The sequence below is a fragment of the Bacillus sp. V26 genome, from assembly GCF_034296245.1.
Classification (GTDB): domain Bacteria; phylum Bacillota; class Bacilli; order Bacillales; family Bacillaceae; genus Bacillus; species Bacillus halotolerans.
The window spans coordinates 611,300-628,874 of record NZ_JAXKQF010000002.1; the positions used below are offsets into that span (position 1 = coordinate 611,300).

19 protein-coding genes and 2 pseudogenes are annotated in these 17,575 nt (G+C 42.1%); 13 read left to right on the forward strand and 8 right to left on the reverse strand.

Annotation, left to right across the window (positions count from 1 at the left end):
- Window positions 1-194: 194 nt before the first annotated feature.
- Window positions 195-968: a Cof-type HAD-IIB family hydrolase gene (locus UJ203_RS10560; RefSeq protein ID WP_059292845.1), complete on the forward strand. Its 774-nt coding sequence runs from the start codon at window positions 195-197 to the stop codon at window positions 966-968.
- A 41-nt stretch (window positions 969-1,009) separates the two neighbouring features.
- On the opposite strand, the gene def is transcribed toward UJ203_RS10560, so the two are convergent.
- Both def and UJ203_RS10570 read right to left on the reverse strand, forming a co-directional pair.
- Window positions 1,010-1,564, reverse strand: a complete 555-nt coding sequence (def, locus tag UJ203_RS10565) for a peptide deformylase (protein WP_044156028.1) — start codon at window positions 1,562-1,564, stop codon at window positions 1,010-1,012.
- Between the two features lie 108 nt (window positions 1,565-1,672).
- On the reverse strand, window positions 1,673-1,828 hold the full coding sequence (locus UJ203_RS10570; RefSeq protein ID WP_024121259.1) for a YjcZ family sporulation protein: 156 nt from the start codon (window positions 1,826-1,828) through the stop codon (window positions 1,673-1,675).
- Between the two features lie 217 nt (window positions 1,829-2,045).
- On the opposite strand from UJ203_RS10570, the gene UJ203_RS10575 reads away from it, so the two are divergent.
- The 5 genes from UJ203_RS10575 to lpdA all read left to right on the forward strand — a co-directional run bounded on the left by UJ203_RS10575 (window position 2,046) and on the right by lpdA (window position 8,082).
- The gene (locus tag UJ203_RS10575) at window positions 2,046-2,717 is read left to right on the forward strand and encodes a YkyA family protein (RefSeq protein ID WP_322010535.1); all 672 of its coding nucleotides are present in this window, start codon (window positions 2,046-2,048) and stop codon (window positions 2,715-2,717) included.
- A 408-nt stretch (window positions 2,718-3,125) separates the two neighbouring features.
- Window positions 3,126-4,241, forward strand: coding sequence for a pyruvate dehydrogenase (acetyl-transferring) E1 component subunit alpha (gene pdhA, locus UJ203_RS10580; RefSeq protein ID WP_024121261.1), 1,116 nt, complete (start codon window positions 3,126-3,128; stop codon window positions 4,239-4,241).
- A 3-nt stretch (window positions 4,242-4,244) separates the two neighbouring features.
- Window positions 4,245-5,222, forward strand: a complete 978-nt coding sequence (pdhB, locus tag UJ203_RS10585) for a pyruvate dehydrogenase complex E1 component subunit beta (protein ID WP_014113660.1) — start codon at window positions 4,245-4,247, stop codon at window positions 5,220-5,222.
- 114 nt (window positions 5,223-5,336) lie between these two features.
- Window positions 5,337-6,665: a pyruvate dehydrogenase complex dihydrolipoyllysine-residue acetyltransferase gene (gene pdhC / locus UJ203_RS10590; protein ID WP_024121262.1), complete on the forward strand. Its 1,329-nt coding sequence runs from the start codon at window positions 5,337-5,339 to the stop codon at window positions 6,663-6,665.
- 4 nt (window positions 6,666-6,669) lie between these two features.
- On the forward strand, window positions 6,670-8,082 hold the full coding sequence (gene lpdA, locus UJ203_RS10595; protein ID WP_044156025.1) for a dihydrolipoyl dehydrogenase: 1,413 nt from the start codon (window positions 6,670-6,672) through the stop codon (window positions 8,080-8,082).
- A 48-nt stretch (window positions 8,083-8,130) separates the two neighbouring features.
- Here lpdA and slp read toward each other — a convergent pair whose 3' ends face one another.
- On the reverse strand, window positions 8,131-8,505 hold the full coding sequence (gene slp, locus UJ203_RS10600; protein WP_024121264.1) for a peptidoglycan-associated lipoprotein Slp: 375 nt from the start codon (window positions 8,503-8,505) through the stop codon (window positions 8,131-8,133).
- A 432-nt stretch (window positions 8,506-8,937) separates the two neighbouring features.
- On the opposite strand from slp, the gene UJ203_RS10605 reads away from it, so the two are divergent.
- Window positions 8,938-9,057: a GapA-binding peptide SR1P gene (locus UJ203_RS10605; protein ID WP_010334106.1), complete on the forward strand. Its 120-nt coding sequence runs from the start codon at window positions 8,938-8,940 to the stop codon at window positions 9,055-9,057.
- 36 nt (window positions 9,058-9,093) lie between these two features.
- On the opposite strand, the gene speA is transcribed toward UJ203_RS10605, so the two are convergent.
- Window positions 9,094-10,566 carry an arginine decarboxylase gene (gene speA, locus UJ203_RS10610; protein WP_322010542.1) on the reverse strand — a complete coding sequence of 491 codons (1,473 nt, stop codon included), beginning with the start codon at window positions 10,564-10,566 and terminating at the stop codon, window positions 9,094-9,096.
- Window positions 10,567-10,751: 185 nt separating this feature from the next.
- Here speA and UJ203_RS10615 point away from each other — a divergent pair, with 185 nt between their 5' ends.
- Window positions 10,752-11,018: a UPF0223 family protein gene (locus tag UJ203_RS10615; RefSeq protein ID WP_024121266.1), complete on the forward strand. Its 267-nt coding sequence runs from the start codon at window positions 10,752-10,754 to the stop codon at window positions 11,016-11,018.
- Between the two features lie 35 nt (window positions 11,019-11,053).
- Here the strand turns inward: UJ203_RS10615 and UJ203_RS10620 are convergent, their stop codons facing one another.
- Complete coding sequence (locus UJ203_RS10620; protein ID WP_322010546.1) at window positions 11,054-11,692, reverse strand: DUF1054 domain-containing protein; 639 nt, start codon at window positions 11,690-11,692, stop codon at window positions 11,054-11,056.
- A gap of 238 nt (window positions 11,693-11,930) precedes the next feature.
- On the opposite strand from UJ203_RS10620, the gene UJ203_RS10625 reads away from it, so the two are divergent.
- The 3 genes from UJ203_RS10625 to UJ203_RS10635 all read left to right on the forward strand — a co-directional run bounded on the left by UJ203_RS10625 (window position 11,931) and on the right by UJ203_RS10635 (window position 13,496).
- Window positions 11,931-12,119, forward strand: coding sequence for a hypothetical protein (locus UJ203_RS10625; RefSeq protein WP_010334110.1), 189 nt, complete (start codon window positions 11,931-11,933; stop codon window positions 12,117-12,119).
- 137 nt (window positions 12,120-12,256) lie between these two features.
- Entirely contained in the window at window positions 12,257-13,054 is a 798-nt protein-coding gene (gene suhB, locus UJ203_RS10630; protein WP_322010550.1) for an inositol-1-monophosphatase, read from the forward strand.
- Between the two features lie 25 nt (window positions 13,055-13,079).
- Window positions 13,080-13,496 carry a GNAT family N-acetyltransferase gene (locus UJ203_RS10635; protein ID WP_322010552.1) on the forward strand — a complete coding sequence of 139 codons (417 nt, stop codon included), beginning with the start codon at window positions 13,080-13,082 and terminating at the stop codon, window positions 13,494-13,496.
- A 98-nt stretch (window positions 13,497-13,594) separates the two neighbouring features.
- Here UJ203_RS10635 and UJ203_RS10640 read toward each other — a convergent pair whose 3' ends face one another.
- The 3 genes and pseudogenes from UJ203_RS10640 to UJ203_RS10645 form a co-directional block, all read right to left on the reverse strand.
- A complete protein-coding gene (locus tag UJ203_RS10640) occupies window positions 13,595-14,509 on the reverse strand; it encodes a class I SAM-dependent methyltransferase (protein ID WP_322010554.1) in 915 nt (304 codons plus the stop codon).
- A 377-nt stretch (window positions 14,510-14,886) separates the two neighbouring features.
- Window positions 14,887-15,085: pseudogene (locus tag UJ203_RS20900) on the reverse strand (transcriptional regulator); the annotation flags it as partial.
- 92 nt (window positions 15,086-15,177) lie between these two features.
- Window positions 15,178-16,743, reverse strand: a complete 1,566-nt coding sequence (locus UJ203_RS10645) for a M4 family metallopeptidase (protein ID WP_105992124.1) — start codon at window positions 16,741-16,743, stop codon at window positions 15,178-15,180.
- Between the two features lie 348 nt (window positions 16,744-17,091).
- On the opposite strand from UJ203_RS10645, the pseudogene UJ203_RS10650 reads away from it, so the two are divergent.
- Together UJ203_RS10650 and UJ203_RS10655 are read left to right on the forward strand one after the other, a co-directional pair.
- A pseudogene (locus UJ203_RS10650) lies at window positions 17,092-17,280 on the forward strand (sigma factor-like helix-turn-helix DNA-binding protein); the annotation flags it as partial.
- Window positions 17,277-17,564, forward strand: coding sequence for an anti-sigma factor (locus UJ203_RS10655; RefSeq protein WP_322010557.1), 288 nt, complete (start codon window positions 17,277-17,279; stop codon window positions 17,562-17,564). The pseudogene UJ203_RS10650 and the gene UJ203_RS10655, both read left to right, overlap by 4 nt.
- Window positions 17,565-17,575 lie beyond the last annotated feature (11 nt).

Consider the following 17,575-nt stretch of genomic DNA (forward strand, 5'->3'; position numbering starts at 1 on the left):
ATAACGCGGTCCCTCCTTCGATTGATACTTGTCCAAGGCTGTTTTATACAAATAGTATGCGGAGTTTAGCACGGACTTTTCGTGGATATTAATGGAATTTTATTTTGTTTTTGAGGGAAATGGTTTGCTGAACTGAAATCTTTTTGTATGATGAGTGTGGGAATTGCAGATTTAGACGATAAAGGGGAATAACGATGGACTCAAAATTAATTTTTTTCGATATTGACGGCACGATATATGATCACGACAAAAAGATACCGGAAAGCACAAGAAAAACGGTAGCGGAGCTTCAGAGGCAGGGGCACCATGTGTTTATCGCCAGCGGGCGGTCCCCGTTTCTGGTGAAGCCGATTTTAGAGGAGTTAGGCATTCACTCATTTATTTCCTATAACGGTCAGTATGTCGTCTTTGAAAATGAAGTGATTTATAAGAATCCGCTGCCTGAAGAGGCAATCAGAAGATTGTTAAAGCAGGCGGGAGAAGGGAGCCACCCGGTTGTATTTATGGCTGAAGATACAATGAAAGCGACTGTTGCTGACCATCCTCATGTCTTGGAGGGAATCGGCAGCCTGAAAACCGACTATCCTGAAACCGATGACCTTTTCTATGAAGGAAAAGAAATTTTTCAGCTTCTGTTGTTTTGCCAGGATGAAGAAGAAAAAGTTTATGGGGCTTTTCCAGAATTCGATCTTGTGCGCTGGCATGAGCTTTCGACTGATGTGCTGCCGCGCGGCGGATCAAAGGCAGAGGGGATTAAAAAAGTAATCGAGCGCCTTCCGTTTGATATCAGCGATACATATGCCTTCGGTGACGGATTAAATGATCTGCAAATGATTCAGTTTGTCGGAACAGGCGTTGCCATGGGAAATGCCGTTCCTGAATTAAAAGAAGTTGCGGATTTTGTAACAAAGCCTGTAGATGAGGATGGAATTGCTTATGCTGTCAAAGAATTAGGCCTGCTAAAATAAAAAGGCGGCTGGCACTTATAGTGTCAGCCGCATATTTTCTTTTAGCGGTCAATCGCCATCGCGTTTTCAGGTTCTTTAAATGGATTTTCTTTATCGATATGATCATAAAACATAACGCCATTTAAATGGTCGATTTCATGCTGAAATACAATCGCCGGAAATCCTTTTAAACGAATGTCTATTTGTTCTCCCTCCAGTGTTGTTCCTTTCACTCTGATACGAGCGTAGCGCGGAACATAGCCGGGAATTGCCTCATCAACTGACAGGCAGCCTTCACCGCTTGTTAAATAGCTTCTTTCAACGGAATGGCTGACGATCTTCGGGTTAAACAATGCATAGCTGTATAACTTCCCGGAAGCATCTTCTGCATGGACTGCGATCATCCGTTTATTAATATTAATTTGAGGTGCCGCAAGTCCTACGCCGGGGCGCAGATTGTATTTTTCAGCTAATTCCGGATTTTGGCTGTTTTTTACGAATTCAATCATATCTGCCAGCTGCTGTTTTTCTTCTTCTGTGGCAGGCAGCCCGACAGGCTCTGCTGTCTCTCTTAAGGCAGGGTGGCCGTCGCGCACGATGTTTTCCATAGTAATCAAGAAACTTCACTCCTAAAGCTTAATATGTAAATTATATCGGATTTCTTCGTAAAGGTGCAACGAAACGAATGACCAGCCGTAAAGGCTGGTCAGTGTTTTACTGTGTAATTAGCAACAGCCTCCGCCTAAATAAGCAGCTCCAACAATGATTAACAGAATGAATAAAACAACGATTAACGCAAATGTGCGGCCATATCCTGCTCCGCCATATCCGTAACCATAACTGCAGCAGCCTCCGCCGTAACCATATCCATAACCGTACATGAACATAACCTCCTCTTTTAATTACGCCAGAGCCTTGTAGTAGGCATAGCGTCTACAATAACCTATGTAAAAACAAAAAAGTTGTATGGTCATCTGTCCTGATTTTTCACGATTAGATCTTATTTTTTACTCAGAAAGCCATGCGATAACCACCTGGCTATTGTCAAATATCTCTATGGATTCTATAGTAGAAATTGTCAAGATTGGGGGATTTAACGTGAAAGACAGAATAAAACGGCGCTACGGTGTGAAAATCGGAGCCTTTTGCGCTGTGGCTTTACTATTAACCGGATGTGTGGGACAGGACCCGCTGGATTCACTTCATGACTCATTAGAAAAAGTCGCTGATCTAGAAAAACCGTTTCAAGAAGAACAGAAAACGCTCGAAGAATTAGAGAAGAAAGAACATGCTCTCTACAATGATGTCATCAAGCTCAATATGGATGATTATAAAAAAATCGTTTCATTATCAGACGAAGCGCTAGAGAATGTAAATAAACGCGAAGAACATCTAAAGCTTGAAAATGAGAGCATCGAAAAATCCGAATCAGAATTTGAGGAAGCCAAAAAATCCGCAGAAAATATTAAGGATAAACACATCAAGGCAAAAGCCGAGACTGCGGCAGATCATATGAAAAAAAGATATGCTGCATACAGCTCTATGTTTGAAGAATATGAAAAAGCCATTAAACTTGATAAAAAACTGTATAAGCTGCTGAAAGACAAAGACTTGACGCTGGATAAGCTTGATCAGCAGATTGAAAAAGCGAATGCATCTTATAAAAAAGTCCTTAAACAAAGCGGAGAATTTGATGTGCAAACGGAGAAATATAATAAAGCCCGCGAAGATTTATATGACGCCGCAGGCTATCATATAAAAAAGAGCTGACTATGATCAGCTCTTTTTTTAAATTCTATTCAAAATTTAAATTTCTATTGTAGTACAGTGCGATAGGTTATACTAGTACAGTTTGAGGTACAGGCTGCATCTGTTTTTTTATAGAAAATGTAAAGCGAATACATTTATTGAAAATCAGCGATGAAAACGATTGACGGTTCTTCTTTATATGGTGTAAACTAATCCATGTTAAGCGGTGTTGTATTAGTTTTTTACAACTTCGAAATAATACAGTTCAAAGCAGAGTGTAACTATCCTACATAAATGGTTTCGGCAAACTGGGGATCGGCTAAAATATATACGACTTACTGCTGATACTTTAGGGTACCCTAAGTTTGTATGTATAAAAGGAATGCACGTCTAATGACTGTTTAAAAGAAAGGAAGAGGTGACTTTAGTATGGCTGCAAAAACGAAAAAAGTAATCGTTGATAGTAAGAAGCAATTTGATGCCATTAAAAAGCAGTTCGAAACGTTCCAAATTTTAAATGAAAAGGGAGAAGTCGTGAATGAAGCGGCGATGCCTGATTTAACTGATGATCAACTGAAAGAGCTTATGCGCCGCATGGTATTTACGCGTGTGCTTGATCAGCGCTCTATCTCATTAAACCGTCAAGGACGTCTCGGATTCTACGCTCCTACTGCGGGCCAAGAAGCTTCTCAGATTGCTACACATTTCGCGCTTGAAAAAGAAGACTTCGTTCTTCCGGGATACCGTGATGTGCCTCAGTTAATCTGGCACGGCCTTCCATTATATCAAGCGTTCCTGTTCTCTCGCGGACATTTCCGAGGAAACCAAATGCCTGATGATGTGAATGCCCTTTCTCCACAAATCATTATCGGTGCTCAATACATTCAAACGGCCGGTGTTGCGCTAGGTCTTAAAAAACGCGGTAAGAAAGCTGTCGCAATCACTTACACTGGTGACGGCGGAGCTTCACAAGGGGACTTCTACGAAGGAATTAACTTTGCCGGCGCTTATAAAGCACCTGCGATCTTCGTTGTACAAAACAACCGTTACGCGATTTCAACTCCAGTTGAAAAACAATCTGCAGCAGGCACAATTGCACAAAAAGCAGTAGCTGCCGGTATTGTGGGTGTACAAGTAGACGGAATGGATCCGCTTGCTGTATACGCTGCAACTGCTGAAGCACGCGAACGGGCGATTAACGGTGAAGGCCCGACACTGATTGAAACACTGACCTTCCGTTATGGCCCGCACACGATGGCTGGTGACGATCCGACTAAATATCGCACAAAAGAAATCGAAAACGAGTGGGAGCAAAAAGATCCGCTTGTACGCTTCCGTGCGTTCCTTGAAAACAAAGGCCTATGGTCTGAAGAAGAAGAAACAAAAGTAATCGAGGATGCAAAAGAAGAAATTAAGCAGGCGATCAAAAAAGCGGATGCTGAGCCTAAGCAAAAAGTAACTGATTTAATGAAAATCATGTTCGAAAAAATGCCTCATAACCTTGAGGAGCAATTTGAAATTTATACACAGAAGGAGTCGAAGTAAGCCATGGCGCAAATGACAATGATTCAAGCAATCACGGATGCGTTACGCACAGAACTGAAAAATGACGAAAATGTCTTAGTTTTCGGAGAAGACGTTGGTGTTAACGGCGGCGTATTCCGTGCGACAGAAGGATTGCAAAAAGAATTCGGTGAAGACCGTGTGTTTGACACGCCACTTGCTGAATCTGGTATCGGCGGTCTTGCCCTTGGTTTAGGCTTAAACGGCTTCCGTCCGGTAATGGAAATCCAATTCTTCGGATTTGTTTACGAAGTAATGGATTCAGTTTCTGGCCAAATGGCTCGTATGCGTTACCGTTCTGGCGGACGCTGGACTTCACCTGTAACCATTCGTTCTCCGTTCGGCGGCGGTGTTCATACTCCTGAGCTTCACGCTGACAGCTTAGAAGGTCTTGTTGCACAACAGCCTGGTATCAAAGTTGTTATTCCATCAACTCCTTACGATGCCAAAGGACTTTTGATTTCTGCGATCAGAGACAACGATCCTGTTGTTTTCTTAGAGCACATGAAGCTTTACCGTTCTTTCCGTCAGGAAGTTCCTGAAGAAGAATACACAATTGAGCTTGGCAAAGCTGACGTAAAACGTGAAGGTACTGACCTTTCAATCATCACTTACGGCGCAATGGTTCATGAATCATTAAAAGCTGCCGAGGAGCTTGAAAAAGACGGCATTTCTGCTGAAGTTGTCGACCTTCGCACTGTAAGCCCGCTTGACATTGATACAATCATCGCATCTGTAGAAAAAACAGGACGCGCGATTGTTGTTCAAGAGGCACAAAAACAAGCCGGTATTGCTGCAAACGTAGTAGCAGAAATTAATGACCGTGCGATCTTGAGCTTGGAAGCACCTGTACTTCGCGTGGCTGCGCCTGATACAGTATTTCCTTTCTCTCAAGCGGAGAGCGTATGGCTTCCAAACCATAAAGATGTTCTTGAAACAGCAAGAAAAGTACTTGAATTTTAATCAAACTGCATAATCGAGAGGGAAGATGAACGTTTTCCCTCTATTATATATCTGTTTTCAATGCTTACGTTGTAAACTTTAAAATTGCTTAATCAAACTAGGAGGTCGAGAACTGTGGCATTTGAATTTAAACTTCCAGATATCGGGGAAGGTATCCACGAAGGCGAAATCGTAAAATGGTTTGTCAAGCCTAACGATGAGGTTGACGAAGATGATGTACTGGCGGAAGTCCAAAATGATAAAGCAGTAGTAGAAATTCCTTCACCTGTTAAAGGAAAAGTATTAGAATTAAAAGTTGAAGAGGGAACGGTTGCAACTGTTGGACAAACGATCATTACGTTTGATGCACCTGGTTACGAAGACCTTCAATTTAAAGGCAGCGATGAGTCTGGCGACGCAAAAACTGAAGCACAAGTTCAGTCTACTGGTGAAGCTGGACAAGATGTTGCGAAAGAAGAGCGTGCTGAAGAGCCTGCTAAAGAAACTGGCGCAGGACAGCAGGATCAAGCTGAAGTTGACCCGAACAAACGCGTGATCGCTATGCCTTCTGTACGTAAATACGCTCGTGAAAAAGGCGTAGATATCCGTAAAGTAACAGGTTCAGGCAACAACGGACGTGTTGTGAAAGAAGATATCGACAGCTTTGTAAACGGAGGAGCGCAAGAAGCTGCGCCGCAAGAAACGGCTGCACCTCAAGAAACAGCTGCTAAACCGGCTGCTGCACCGGCTCCAGAGGGTGAATTCCCAGAAACTCGCGAAAAAATGAGCGGTATCCGTAAAGCAATTGCAAAAGCGATGGTTAACTCTAAACATACTGCTCCTCACGTAACACTAATGGACGAAGTGGACGTAACAAACCTTGTTGCACATCGTAAACAGTTCAAACAGGTTGCTGCTGATCAAGGCATCAAGCTGACATACTTGCCTTACGTTGTAAAAGCTCTTACATCTGCACTGAAAAAATTCCCTGTTTTAAACACGTCAATTGACGATAAAACAGATGAAGTAATCCAAAAACATTACTTCAACATCGGTATTGCTGCTGACACTGAAAAAGGCTTGCTTGTGCCAGTTGTAAAAAATGCAGACCGTAAAGCGATCTTTGAAATTTCTGATGAGATCAACAGCCTTGCAACAAAAGCTCGTGAAGGCAAGCTTGCTCCGGCTGAAATGAAAGGCGCATCTTGCACAATTACAAACATCGGTTCAGCCGGCGGACAATGGTTCACTCCGGTTATCAACCATCCAGAAGTTGCGATTCTTGGTATCGGACGCATTGCAGAAAAAGCGATTGTTCGTGATGGCGAAATCGTAGCAGCTCCAGTCTTAGCTCTTTCTCTCAGCTTCGACCACCGTATGATCGACGGAGCGACTGCGCAAAATGCACTAAATCACATCAAGCGTTTACTGAACGATCCACAATTAATTTTAATGGAGGCGTAATGTTATGGTAGTAGGAGATTTCCCTATTGAAACAGATACTCTTGTAATTGGTGCGGGACCTGGCGGCTATGTAGCTGCCATCCGCGCTGCACAGCTTGGACAAAAAGTAACAGTCGTTGAAAAAGCAACTCTTGGAGGCGTTTGTCTGAACGTTGGATGTATCCCTTCAAAAGCGCTGATCAATGCTGGCCACCGTTATGAGAATGCTAAGCATTCTGATGACATGGGAATCACTGCTGAGAACGTAACAGTTGATTTTACAAAAGTTCAAGAGTGGAAAACTTCTGTTGTTAACAAGCTTACTGGCGGTGTAGCAGGTCTTCTTAAAGGCAACAAAGTAGATGTAGTAAAAGGCGAAGCTTACTTTGTAGACAGCAATTCAGTTCGTGTAATGGATGAGAATTCTGCTCAAACATACACGTTCAAAAACGCAATCATTGCGACTGGTTCTCGTCCTATCGAATTGCCAAACTTCAAATATACTGAGCGTGTCCTAAATTCAACAGGCGCTTTGGCTCTTAAAGAAATTCCTAAAAAGCTTGTTGTTATCGGCGGCGGATACATCGGAACTGAGCTTGGAACTGCGTATGCAAACTTCGGCACTGAGCTTGTTATTCTTGAAGGCGGAGATGAAATTCTTCCAGGCTTCGAAAAACAAATGAGTTCCCTTGTAACTCGCAGACTGAAGAAAAAAGGCAACGTTGAAATCCATACAAACGCGATGGCTAAAGGCGTTGAAGAAAAAGCTGACGGCGTAACAGTCACTTTCGAAGTAAAAGGTGAAGAAAAAACCGTTGATGCTGATTACGTACTGATTACTGTCGGACGCCGTCCAAATACTGATGAACTTGGTCTTGAGCAAGTCGGTATTGAAATGACTGACCGCGGTGTTATCAAAACTGACAAACAGTGCCGCACGAACGTACCTAACATCTATGCAATCGGTGATATCATTGAAGGACCGCCGCTTGCTCACAAAGCATCTTACGAAGGTAAGATTGCTGCAGAAGCGATCGCTGGAGAGCCTGCAGAAATCGATTACCTTGGTATTCCTGCGGTTGTCTTCTCTGAGCCTGAGCTTGCATCAGTCGGTTACACTGAAGCACAAGCGAAAGAAGAAGGCCTTGACATTGTTGCTGCTAAATTCCCATTTGCAGCAAACGGCCGCGCGCTTTCTCTTAACGAAACTGACGGCTTCATGAAGCTGATCACTCGTAAAGAGGATGGCCTTGTAATCGGTGCGCAAATCGCCGGCGCAAGCGCTTCTGACATGATTTCTGAATTAAGTTTAGCTATCGAAGGCGGCATGACTGCTGAAGATATCGCTATGACAATTCATGCGCATCCAACATTGGGTGAAATCACAATGGAAGCTGCTGAAGTGGCAATCGGAAGCCCGATTCACATCGTAAAATAATACAGATGACATAAAAAACAGCCCCGCTGTAAGCGAGGGCTGTTTTATTTATTTAGACAGTACATGCTGTAATGGTTTAATGATGTCTTCTTTCTTTTTCACACATCCCTCTATTTTCACAACGACATGCCGCTGATCAACTACCATGAGAGTAGGGACGGTTTCGATTTCATCTTCCCAGCCTTTTCTGTTATCGTATACCTTCATTTTATCTATTTGATCCGGATAATCCTTTTCTAAATCAAGCAGAGCATCATAATATGACGCCTCTTGATCAATTTGATTTTCATCAGAAAAAAATAGGATTTGAGTATGGTGAATGCTGTCAATTCGGCTTTTTTTTATTGGATTGATTGTGGAAAGGGTGCAGCCCGATAAAGCAAATACTATCATCAGTATGGGAAATACCGCGCGATATCGCATCTATCTTCTCCTCTGTATAAACCATAGTAAACTAGTTTTAGTTTATCACGAGTAACCGCGTCATCTGCTTCTTGTTACCTAATTGTTATATAATTGAAAACGTTTTTAAAGAGAGATAACATCTCTTTAAACCCAATACTCTGAACGCCACACATTATTCATCGCGAATCATTTGCAATTTCGTTACACTATTCAAAAAAAGTTCGCGAAAACATGAAATCACAATGTCTTTTCAGCATAAGTATCGAATGAAAGCGTATGTTAAGAAGATGATAATTCAGGTAACCGAAAATAAAAAACATGTAACATTAAAAGTTTTTGAAATAAATGTGTTATACAGTTTGTTGTTGACATTTTAAATGTGACATATTAATATAATACCAACAAAAGAAATTAAGCGTTTTCAAAATTAAAAGAAATGGGGAATGAGAGATGGGTACGATTGTTTGCCAAGATTGTAACGAAGCCATTCATTACTTCGAGGATGAGAAGGTTACAACGTTATACGGAACATGCTGCGGACAATGTCAGTGTCCTCTTGATGAAGAGTAAGAAAAAGCATGCGGCTAAGCCGCATGCTTTTTGTATTTATTGAATAGCTTTTTGCTCTTTTATGACTCGAATCATGCTCAAAGTAGAATCCTCCGGTCCTTGAACCGGAAGCCCGGCATCAATGTTTTTGAAGATGTAGCTGATATTTTCTTCTGTAATAATCTCGCCGGGGATAAAGATAGGAATTCCAGGAGGATACACCATCACAAATTCAGCGATAATCCGTCCTGCTGCTTCTTTTAATGGAACAACTTCTGTATTTGCATAGAAAGCGTCACGCGGTGTCATCGCCAGTAATGGGATTTCTGGAAGCAGTACCTTTGTCTGTTTATGCGTAACATCATTTGCTGACATTTGACGCGCTATCTCTTTTAAAGCTTCCACAAGGCGATCTGCATCGTTCTGGCTGTCACCAGGTGTGAAGATACACAAAATGTTGTACAGATCTGAAAGCTCTACTTCGATATTAAAGGATTCCCGCAGCCACTTCTCGACATCATGTCCTGTGAGCCCGAGGTTTTTAACTGAAATAATTAATTTTGTCGGATCATAATTGTAAGCCGCTTTAGAACCGAGAATTTCAGAACCGACACAGTAAATGCCGTCAATTTGGTTCAGACGTTCTCTCGTCTGATTAGCAAGCTTCAACGTTTCTTCAGCAAGCTGATAGCCTTCTGTCGCAAGCCGTTTTCTGGCGACGTCCAAAGAGGCTAGAAGCAAATAAGAAGTAGACGTGGTTGTCAGCATGCTGAGTATCGATTGCACTCTGTCTTTAGAAACAAGGCCTTCTTTCATGTTTAGAATAGAGCTTTGTGTCAGTGATCCGCCTAGCTTATGCACACTTGTGGCAGCCATGTCTGCACCTGCCTGCATCGCTGAAAGCGGAAATTGGTCGTGAAAATGAATATGAACGCCGTGTGCTTCATCGACCAGAACCGGCACATCAAAGGAATGGGCTAGTTCTACGATGCTTTTTAAATCAGCAGCTACTCCGAAATATGTCGGGTTGATCACAAGAAGCCCTTTGGCATCAGGATGTTCATTCAGCGCACGTTTAGCGGATTCAAGTGTAATGCCGTGAGAGATGCCCAGTTCATTGTCAATTTCAGGATGAATAAAGATTGGGACAGCTCCGGAAAATACAATAGCTGACATAATGGATTTGTGCACATTTCTTGGAATGATGATTTTATCTCCAGGTCCGCAGACAGCCATCACCATTGTCATGATTGCACCGCTTGTTCCCTGAACAGAAAAAAAGGTGTGATCCGCGCCGAAAGCTTCGGCCGCCAAATCCTGCGCTTCTTTAATAATGCCTTTAGGCGCATGCAGGTCATCTAATGGTTCAATATTAATCAAATCTATACTTAACGCGTTTTCACCGATAAATTGTCTGAACTCTGGATCCATTCCTGCCCCTTTTTTATGGCCGGGAATGTGGAATTGAACAGGCTGTCTGCTTGCGTGCTTTTTCAGGCCTGTGTATAAGGGTGTTTCATGTTGCGACAATTGTTTTCCCACCTTTGTAGTAATACCTATGCATATTAGTGTGTATTAAAATCAGTTTCTCAACCGTTTTTTAGACGTAAAACAAATGAATTATATTATGAACTTGAAAGAATGTAAAGAACAATTTATGATCAAATGAAGATGCTTTTTGTAAAAGGAAAGCGAATCTATAAGGAGTGAAGAAAATGGAATACCAATATCCGATGAATGAAGATTGGACAACCGAAGAAGCAGTGGATGTGATTGCATTTTTCCAGCAGGTTGAGCTGGCTTATGAAAAGGGAGCCGACCGTGAAGAGCTGCTAAAGACGTATCGGCGATTCAAAGAAATTGTGCCGGGAAAAGCTGAAGAAAAAAAGCTGTGCGGCGAGTTTGAGGAACAAAGTACATACTCTCCTTATCGTACGGTCAAGCAGGCGAAGGAATCTGACCAGGCAAAGATTAAGATGTAAAAGGAAAAGAGCCGGATGAGGTCCCGGCTCTTTTTTTATGCTTGTGATACTTTTTGGGTTAAGCGGTACAGAAATGCAAGGTGCTGGAAGGCATCATCGATTCGCTGAAGGAATTCTTGGTTATTCATATTCAGCACCTCTTCTTTTTGAAGCTGAATGCCGCATAACAGCTCGGCTTTCTTTATTGTCTGCAACCGTTCGAACATTGTCTTGAGCTGTTCCTTGCCCATTTCTGACTGCTTATGGACCCCTGGTTTTGTGTGATCCGCAGACCAAACAAAGCTGTCTGGAATGTGATTTGTAACGCTGTCTTGATTCGCTTCAAGCAATTTGCCGTATTCTTCTTTTATAGGGGACTCATAAATGATCGCGAACCAAACAAAAACATGGCTCTCCCACAAGCCGATTTGAAAATGCGGCAGTTTTTTATAGCCTCTTTTGCTGTTTGCGAATGCCACCCAGCTGTCTGCAGGAGGGTTGACTGATCTCCTTGCATGCTTGGCCACATGGGGAAACATTTCATCTCCGGTTAAAGCGGATAATGTCGGGGCAAAGTGCTCGCCTAAAGCAGTCAGCTTCGGACGAACCCGCTCTTTTAACACCTCCATGCGCGCGTCTAAGCCGTCTATTGTAAATGTGTTAAAGTCTTCTTCAGTAAAACGCATTTGTGTCATGATTTTCCTCCTTCATGCTAAGTATACATATTTTATCACAGTTAGAACGCGCAGCAAAAAGATGAGCACGCGTTTGAAGAGAGGGGGAATGTGGTAATAAACGAATAGGTAAACACACAATTTTCAGAATCATGTTACAGGTAAATAGAAGAATCATAGGATATAAGAAGTATCATTGTTGAATGGCAAAATGGGATGCTTTTTTAAAACAAATGATCTCTGGAAGGGGCGAAAGACAATGAGGCAAGTTGTGAAAGAGGGATTTAGGGAAGAGAAAAACAACCGTGTAGCTGTCTGGAGACTAGAGGTTGATTATGAATTGGCAACCCTTTATGAGGCAATGCAAAAGGAAAATGACGAACAAATTGAGCTAAGCAAAAATAAACTTGAACGTCTCAGAAAAGAATGGATTCGCCTCAACGGGTAAAAAGCTATAGTGAAAACGAACCGCGTGAATGGTTCGTTTTTACGTGAGAAGGCATATTTTTCATTTTCCTTGCTTTTTCACCGCCGTTATCAGTATCCTATAAAATAAAGGTCTACATAGAAAAGAGGTACGCATGAATGACAAATTGGACGGAAATTGATGAGACTGCAAAGAAATGGATAAAAGAAGCAGGCGCAAGAATTAAACGGTCGATGCACGAAAGCCTGACAATTGAAACAAAATCAAATCCGAATGATTTAGTCACCAATATTGACAAGGAAACGGAAAAGTTTTTTATTGACCGCATCCAAGAAACCTTTCCGGGGCATCGCATACTCGGAGAAGAAGGACAAGGAGACAAACTTCACTCATTGGAAGGTGTCGTCTGGATTATCGATCCGATTGACGGCACGATGAATTTTGTGCACCAGCAAAGAAATTTTGCAATCTCAATCGGTATTTTTGAAAATGGAATTGGCAAAATCGGTTTAATTTACGATGTGGTGCATGATGAACTGTATCACGCGTTTAGCGGTAAAGGTGCTTATATGAATGATACGAAGCTGTCTCCTTTAAAGGAAACCGTTATTGAAGAAGCGATTCTAGCCATTAATGCGACATGGGTGACGGAAAACAGAAGAATTGATCCGGGTGTGCTGGCACCGCTTGTGAAAAGGGTGAGAGGAACACGTTCCTATGGATCTGCCGCTCTAGAACTGGCAAACGTCGCTGCGGGAAGAATTGACGCTTACATTACGATGCGGCTTGCTCCTTGGGATTACGCAGCCGGCTGTGTGCTGTTAAACGAAGTAGGGGGCATTTATACAACGACTGAAGGAGAACCGTTCACCTTTTTAGAAAATCACTGTGTGCTGGCCGGAAACCCATCTATACATAAAACAATATTTGAAGAGTATCTTCATGCTGGAAAGTAGGCCATTTGAGCAGGACGACCTCTGCTTGTTGGAGATGCTCGCGGAGGTTCATCCTGTATGGAAAGAGGAGGAGTTTGGGGAGAAAGATGCAGAAAGCTATATGATCTCCTACTCGATGTATAACGGATCATGGCTTGTTTGGGAAAAAAACGGTCTGCCTGTTGCCGTCAGTTATCATCTTGAATGGGCTCCTTCCAACGGAAAGCCATGGCTGGGAACAGTGCTGGTTGATCCTGCTGAAGAAAGAAAGGGACATGCCAGGAAGATCATTGAACAGATCGGCCAATCGCTTCAAGACAAACATAGAGCACTATTTACAGCGGTTCCGATTGACCGGAATGAATGGATCCTGTTTTTGAGCCAATGCGGCTTTGAACAGCTCAAGACGGAGAAAGATGAGGCTGACAAGCTGTACATAATCATGGTAAAGCCTTTAGTTTAAGCTGCCGTATACATGACGGCAGCTTATTTTCATGCGCAAAAAACCTCCCAATCTTTAACGATCGATTGAGAGGCGAGCCTGGTGAAAAACCAGGGGGGTTATTTTTTTACGGCATGTATATAATGAATGGTTTCAAACGCTGACAAATAATCCGTTCGTTTCTTGAAGAAAAGGTCATTGATTTCGGCTGGTGTTACATGTTCATAGATGAGTAAACCAGCTGAATCTAATGCTTTTTCGATTTCAAGATAAGTAAAACACGATTTCATCGGCTCACCGCTTGCTGAAGCCATTTTCACCATATGTTCAACTCTATTAGACTTTCCTTTTGTTTCAAAGAGCGTTTCGTCTGCGTAATCAAAAACGATAGAGCTTCCGGAGGGGACATGGGCAAATAATTGGTTAAGCAGGCTTTTATTCTCTTCTTTCGTCAAATAATAAGAAACTCCTAAAAGGCTGAAGAACGTTTTTTCGTTATCAAAGCCTTCATCTAAGAGAGGCTGATATGAAAACGTTTTGGTAAAGTCCATAGGAACCAAATGAAGATTCGCTGGAATAGTAAGCCTTGCATCATCCAGTCTTTTCTTTTTCAATTGCTGTGTAGCCGGGTAATCAATTTCAAATATGTCTAAGCTGTCTTCCAGCTCTGGATGCCGGAAGCAGAATGTATCTAATCCGGCGCCAAGAATGACATACTGTTTTGCTCCCAGCACCACTTCGTTGCGCAATACTTTCTCACAATATGCTGCTCGAGCTAAGGGCGTAGGGGAAAGCTGGACTTGTGTAATCCACTTTAGTATCTCCTCTGGGTCATCTTGAAGCTTTTGGGCAATATCTTTATTGAAAAACTGTATGCCTTGTATCATATTTTGACTAATATCAGAAAACTCTTTTTCAGAAATAAGGTCTTTGGCGAGATAATCGTCAAAAATTTCAGGTGTATCATATTGACTGTGATAGGCTCGGCTAAATGCTGATATCAAAGCTGTTAAACTGGACTCATTTTCCCTCATATCATGTCCTCCTGATAAACAAAAATAAGATTCCCCTGGCCAGGAGAACCTTATTATACACACAAAAATATTAATAGTAAATTATAGCATAAATAAAAATTTTTGTCAATGTATTTGAGGCTGGAAGAGTAAGATTCTTCTATTCAATTTTTGGCTGTTTAAATGAGAATGAAAGAATGTTTTTACAATACGAAGTGTTTGGTCTTGGGTAAACCGATATGTCCGGCACCTTTTACTTTATACATAATTCACCATGACCTGCTTTTGTAAGTGCTCTGTATAAATCAGCGCTTTGCTTATACAGAACAACGTCATTCTGATCACCGTACATTATGAGAAGCGGAGTCGCCTCGCGATGAACATAAGCGGCTTGTGCCTAGCTCTAGAACCTGAAGTATATTTGTTCCGGTCCAGCAGTCGGGATGAGAGTTTTCATGAGTGTGGAAAAGCTCACCTTCTTCAACAATCTCTTTTGACATCAATGAAGCCCGATTTTTTTAACAATCGGCTGATTTGGCGGATAATGACCGAGTTTGTATTTACACTGTCTGCGATTTGTTCAGAGGCAAGGTGGTCATATGACGGCTATCATGAAACAGCTGCTGATTTTTAAACAAACTTGAAAATCAAGAAAAAGCCTGAGATATCTCAGGCTTTTCATTTAGACATTACAAACCGACGGCTTTCCAGGCTGCTTCAACTTTTGCGGCATCAGTTGAGCCATAAAGGTCACGGGCAGACTGAATGAGGGCGGCCTTCGCATCTTTGAAAGTGGAATAAGGCGTAAGGTACGTTGTTAACGCACGGTAATAAATCTGCTGTGATTTAGATATGCCTAGGCTTGTAATAGTATTGTAAGCGGCTTTGTTTGGAATTCCGCTGTTTATGTGTACACCGCCGTAATCGCCTTCATCTGTATTCGGAAGGTTTTGATAGTTGGCGTAATTGTCAGGCTGGTCATATTTTGTCGGATTGGATAAGCTGCGGAGAGCCGGCTGGCTGACCGTAATGTCTTCACCGATATCCCAGTCTTCTGTATCAGTGAAATAACCGAACACATCAGAGAACGACTCGTTTAATGCCCCAGGCTGATTTTCATAGACAAGGTTGGCTGTTTCTTGAGTGACACCGTGTGTCATTTCATGCGCAGTCACATCCAATGAGCCGGAAAGCGGGGAGAAGAAGGAGCCGTCTCCATCACCGTAAATCATTTGATCCCCTGTCCAAGCGGCGTTATTATAACGGCTGCCGTAGTGAACAGAAGAAACGATTTTACTGCCTTTGTTGTCATAGCTGTTTCGTTTAAATGTCGAGTAAAAATAATCGTACACTTTACCCAGGTTATAGTGGGCATCTACAGCTGCGCGCTGTGATGAAGTTGTGAATTTATTTGTTGTGCTTGAGACAAGTGTTCCCGGAAGGCGGCTTTGTCTGTTTTGTAAATCATACGTGATAATTTGAGTGCCGGTTGGTTTTGACAGATCTCTTAAAACATATTTGCCGCTTTCATAAGAAATATTCAGAGGAACTGTTGCGCCTTTTAGTGTTGTCCCTGATCCTGTTGCGGCTGCATGTTCAACTTTATTTTGCTGTTTTAAAATGGTGCCTGATTCGGCATCCACTAAGACTTCCCAGTTAGCAGGTTCAGGTTCGACATAGCGAATCGTGACATCGTAAGCCAGGCGATAGCCGCCGTCCTCTGTTTCTACCGCTTTTAACTCTGCTTTATCGCTGTTTTTTGCGCTTCCGTTAGAAACGGCGTCAGGTGATTTGCCAATGGCTTTAAAAGCGAGTGCCAGTGCTTTGTCAGAGGATACCTTTTGGCTGTTTTCTGTTTTTGAAGCAGACTGATTGTGCAATTCTCCATTGATCGCATAGACATTGTCAGATTTATCGACGTGAACGATCACTTGCGAATCTTTAATAGGCACTCCGTTAATGACAGGCACATATCGAAAGTGCTTGTACCCAAGAGCGTCAGTTGTGCTTTCCACAAGTTTCAGTCTTTTGGCGGGATCGCCTTTAAACACTTTGCTGTTCTTTTTCAAAAACTGTTTGACAGCTTTGTCATTTGGAGCAGAGAGCTCTGTTTGTGCAATCGCGCTTTTAGGGAGAAAGTTTGTTTGATTCTCCTTAAGCTGGTCATTCTCAGCAGCCTGAACACCCGGAAGGCCGATTGATAAACTCATAAACGAAGCAGCGACAACGACGGACAATTTCTTACCTAAACCCACAATAAATCCCCCTTTTTGAAAATACTGAAAAATCTTTATATCGTTATATTAAACGAGCAATCTGGTATTCTCAACAAAAACTAACATAACTAGACAAAATTGATAGAATTGTCCTGTGTTTATTTTTGTTGAATAATATCAAGATGAGTCAAGTGTCATGTGATGGATGAATTGCAAGAGTTATGTCGTCTTTATATCGAAGGGGGAGATGAGAAATTTTTGGTTTTTATTGAAACTTTTTAACAAGCGGCTTGTCTAACCGGATGAGGCCTCAATAAGAAGTAAAGGATTGTTGTTCGTGTTTGATTTATTCAGTCATTATGTATTGCATTTTGAACAGATATACTGCAAGAGCTCCTGCAGCTAAAGGATCAGCACCAATCCGTTTTGATTTTAAGAGAATTTCAAGAGCTTTCTTATGAGGAAATCGGCGAAATCTTAGGCTGGAGCCTTTCGAAAGTGAAAACCACTCTTCACCGGGCTAGATTAGAGCTCAAGAAAAACATGACGAAAAGAAGAGAGGAGGAGCGGATATGACCTGCTTTCTAGTAAGAGACCTTCTCCCTCTGTATATTGAAGGTGAAAAAGAAACGGAAAACTTCATTGAAAAGCATATGAACACCTGCCGCAGCTGCAGAGAAATGTTTGAACAGATGTCTGAGCCTTTTGAGTTTAAAGATGAACAGCCCCCTCAAGATGCTGTTCTGCCTGAAGAAGAAATCCGTTTTAAACAAAGATACTATGGTTTGCTGATTATTAAAGCAGCCTTCTGGTTTGGCGCTGTGTTTGCTGTGATGCTGATCATCAAACTGCTGATATAAAGGAAAAGCGC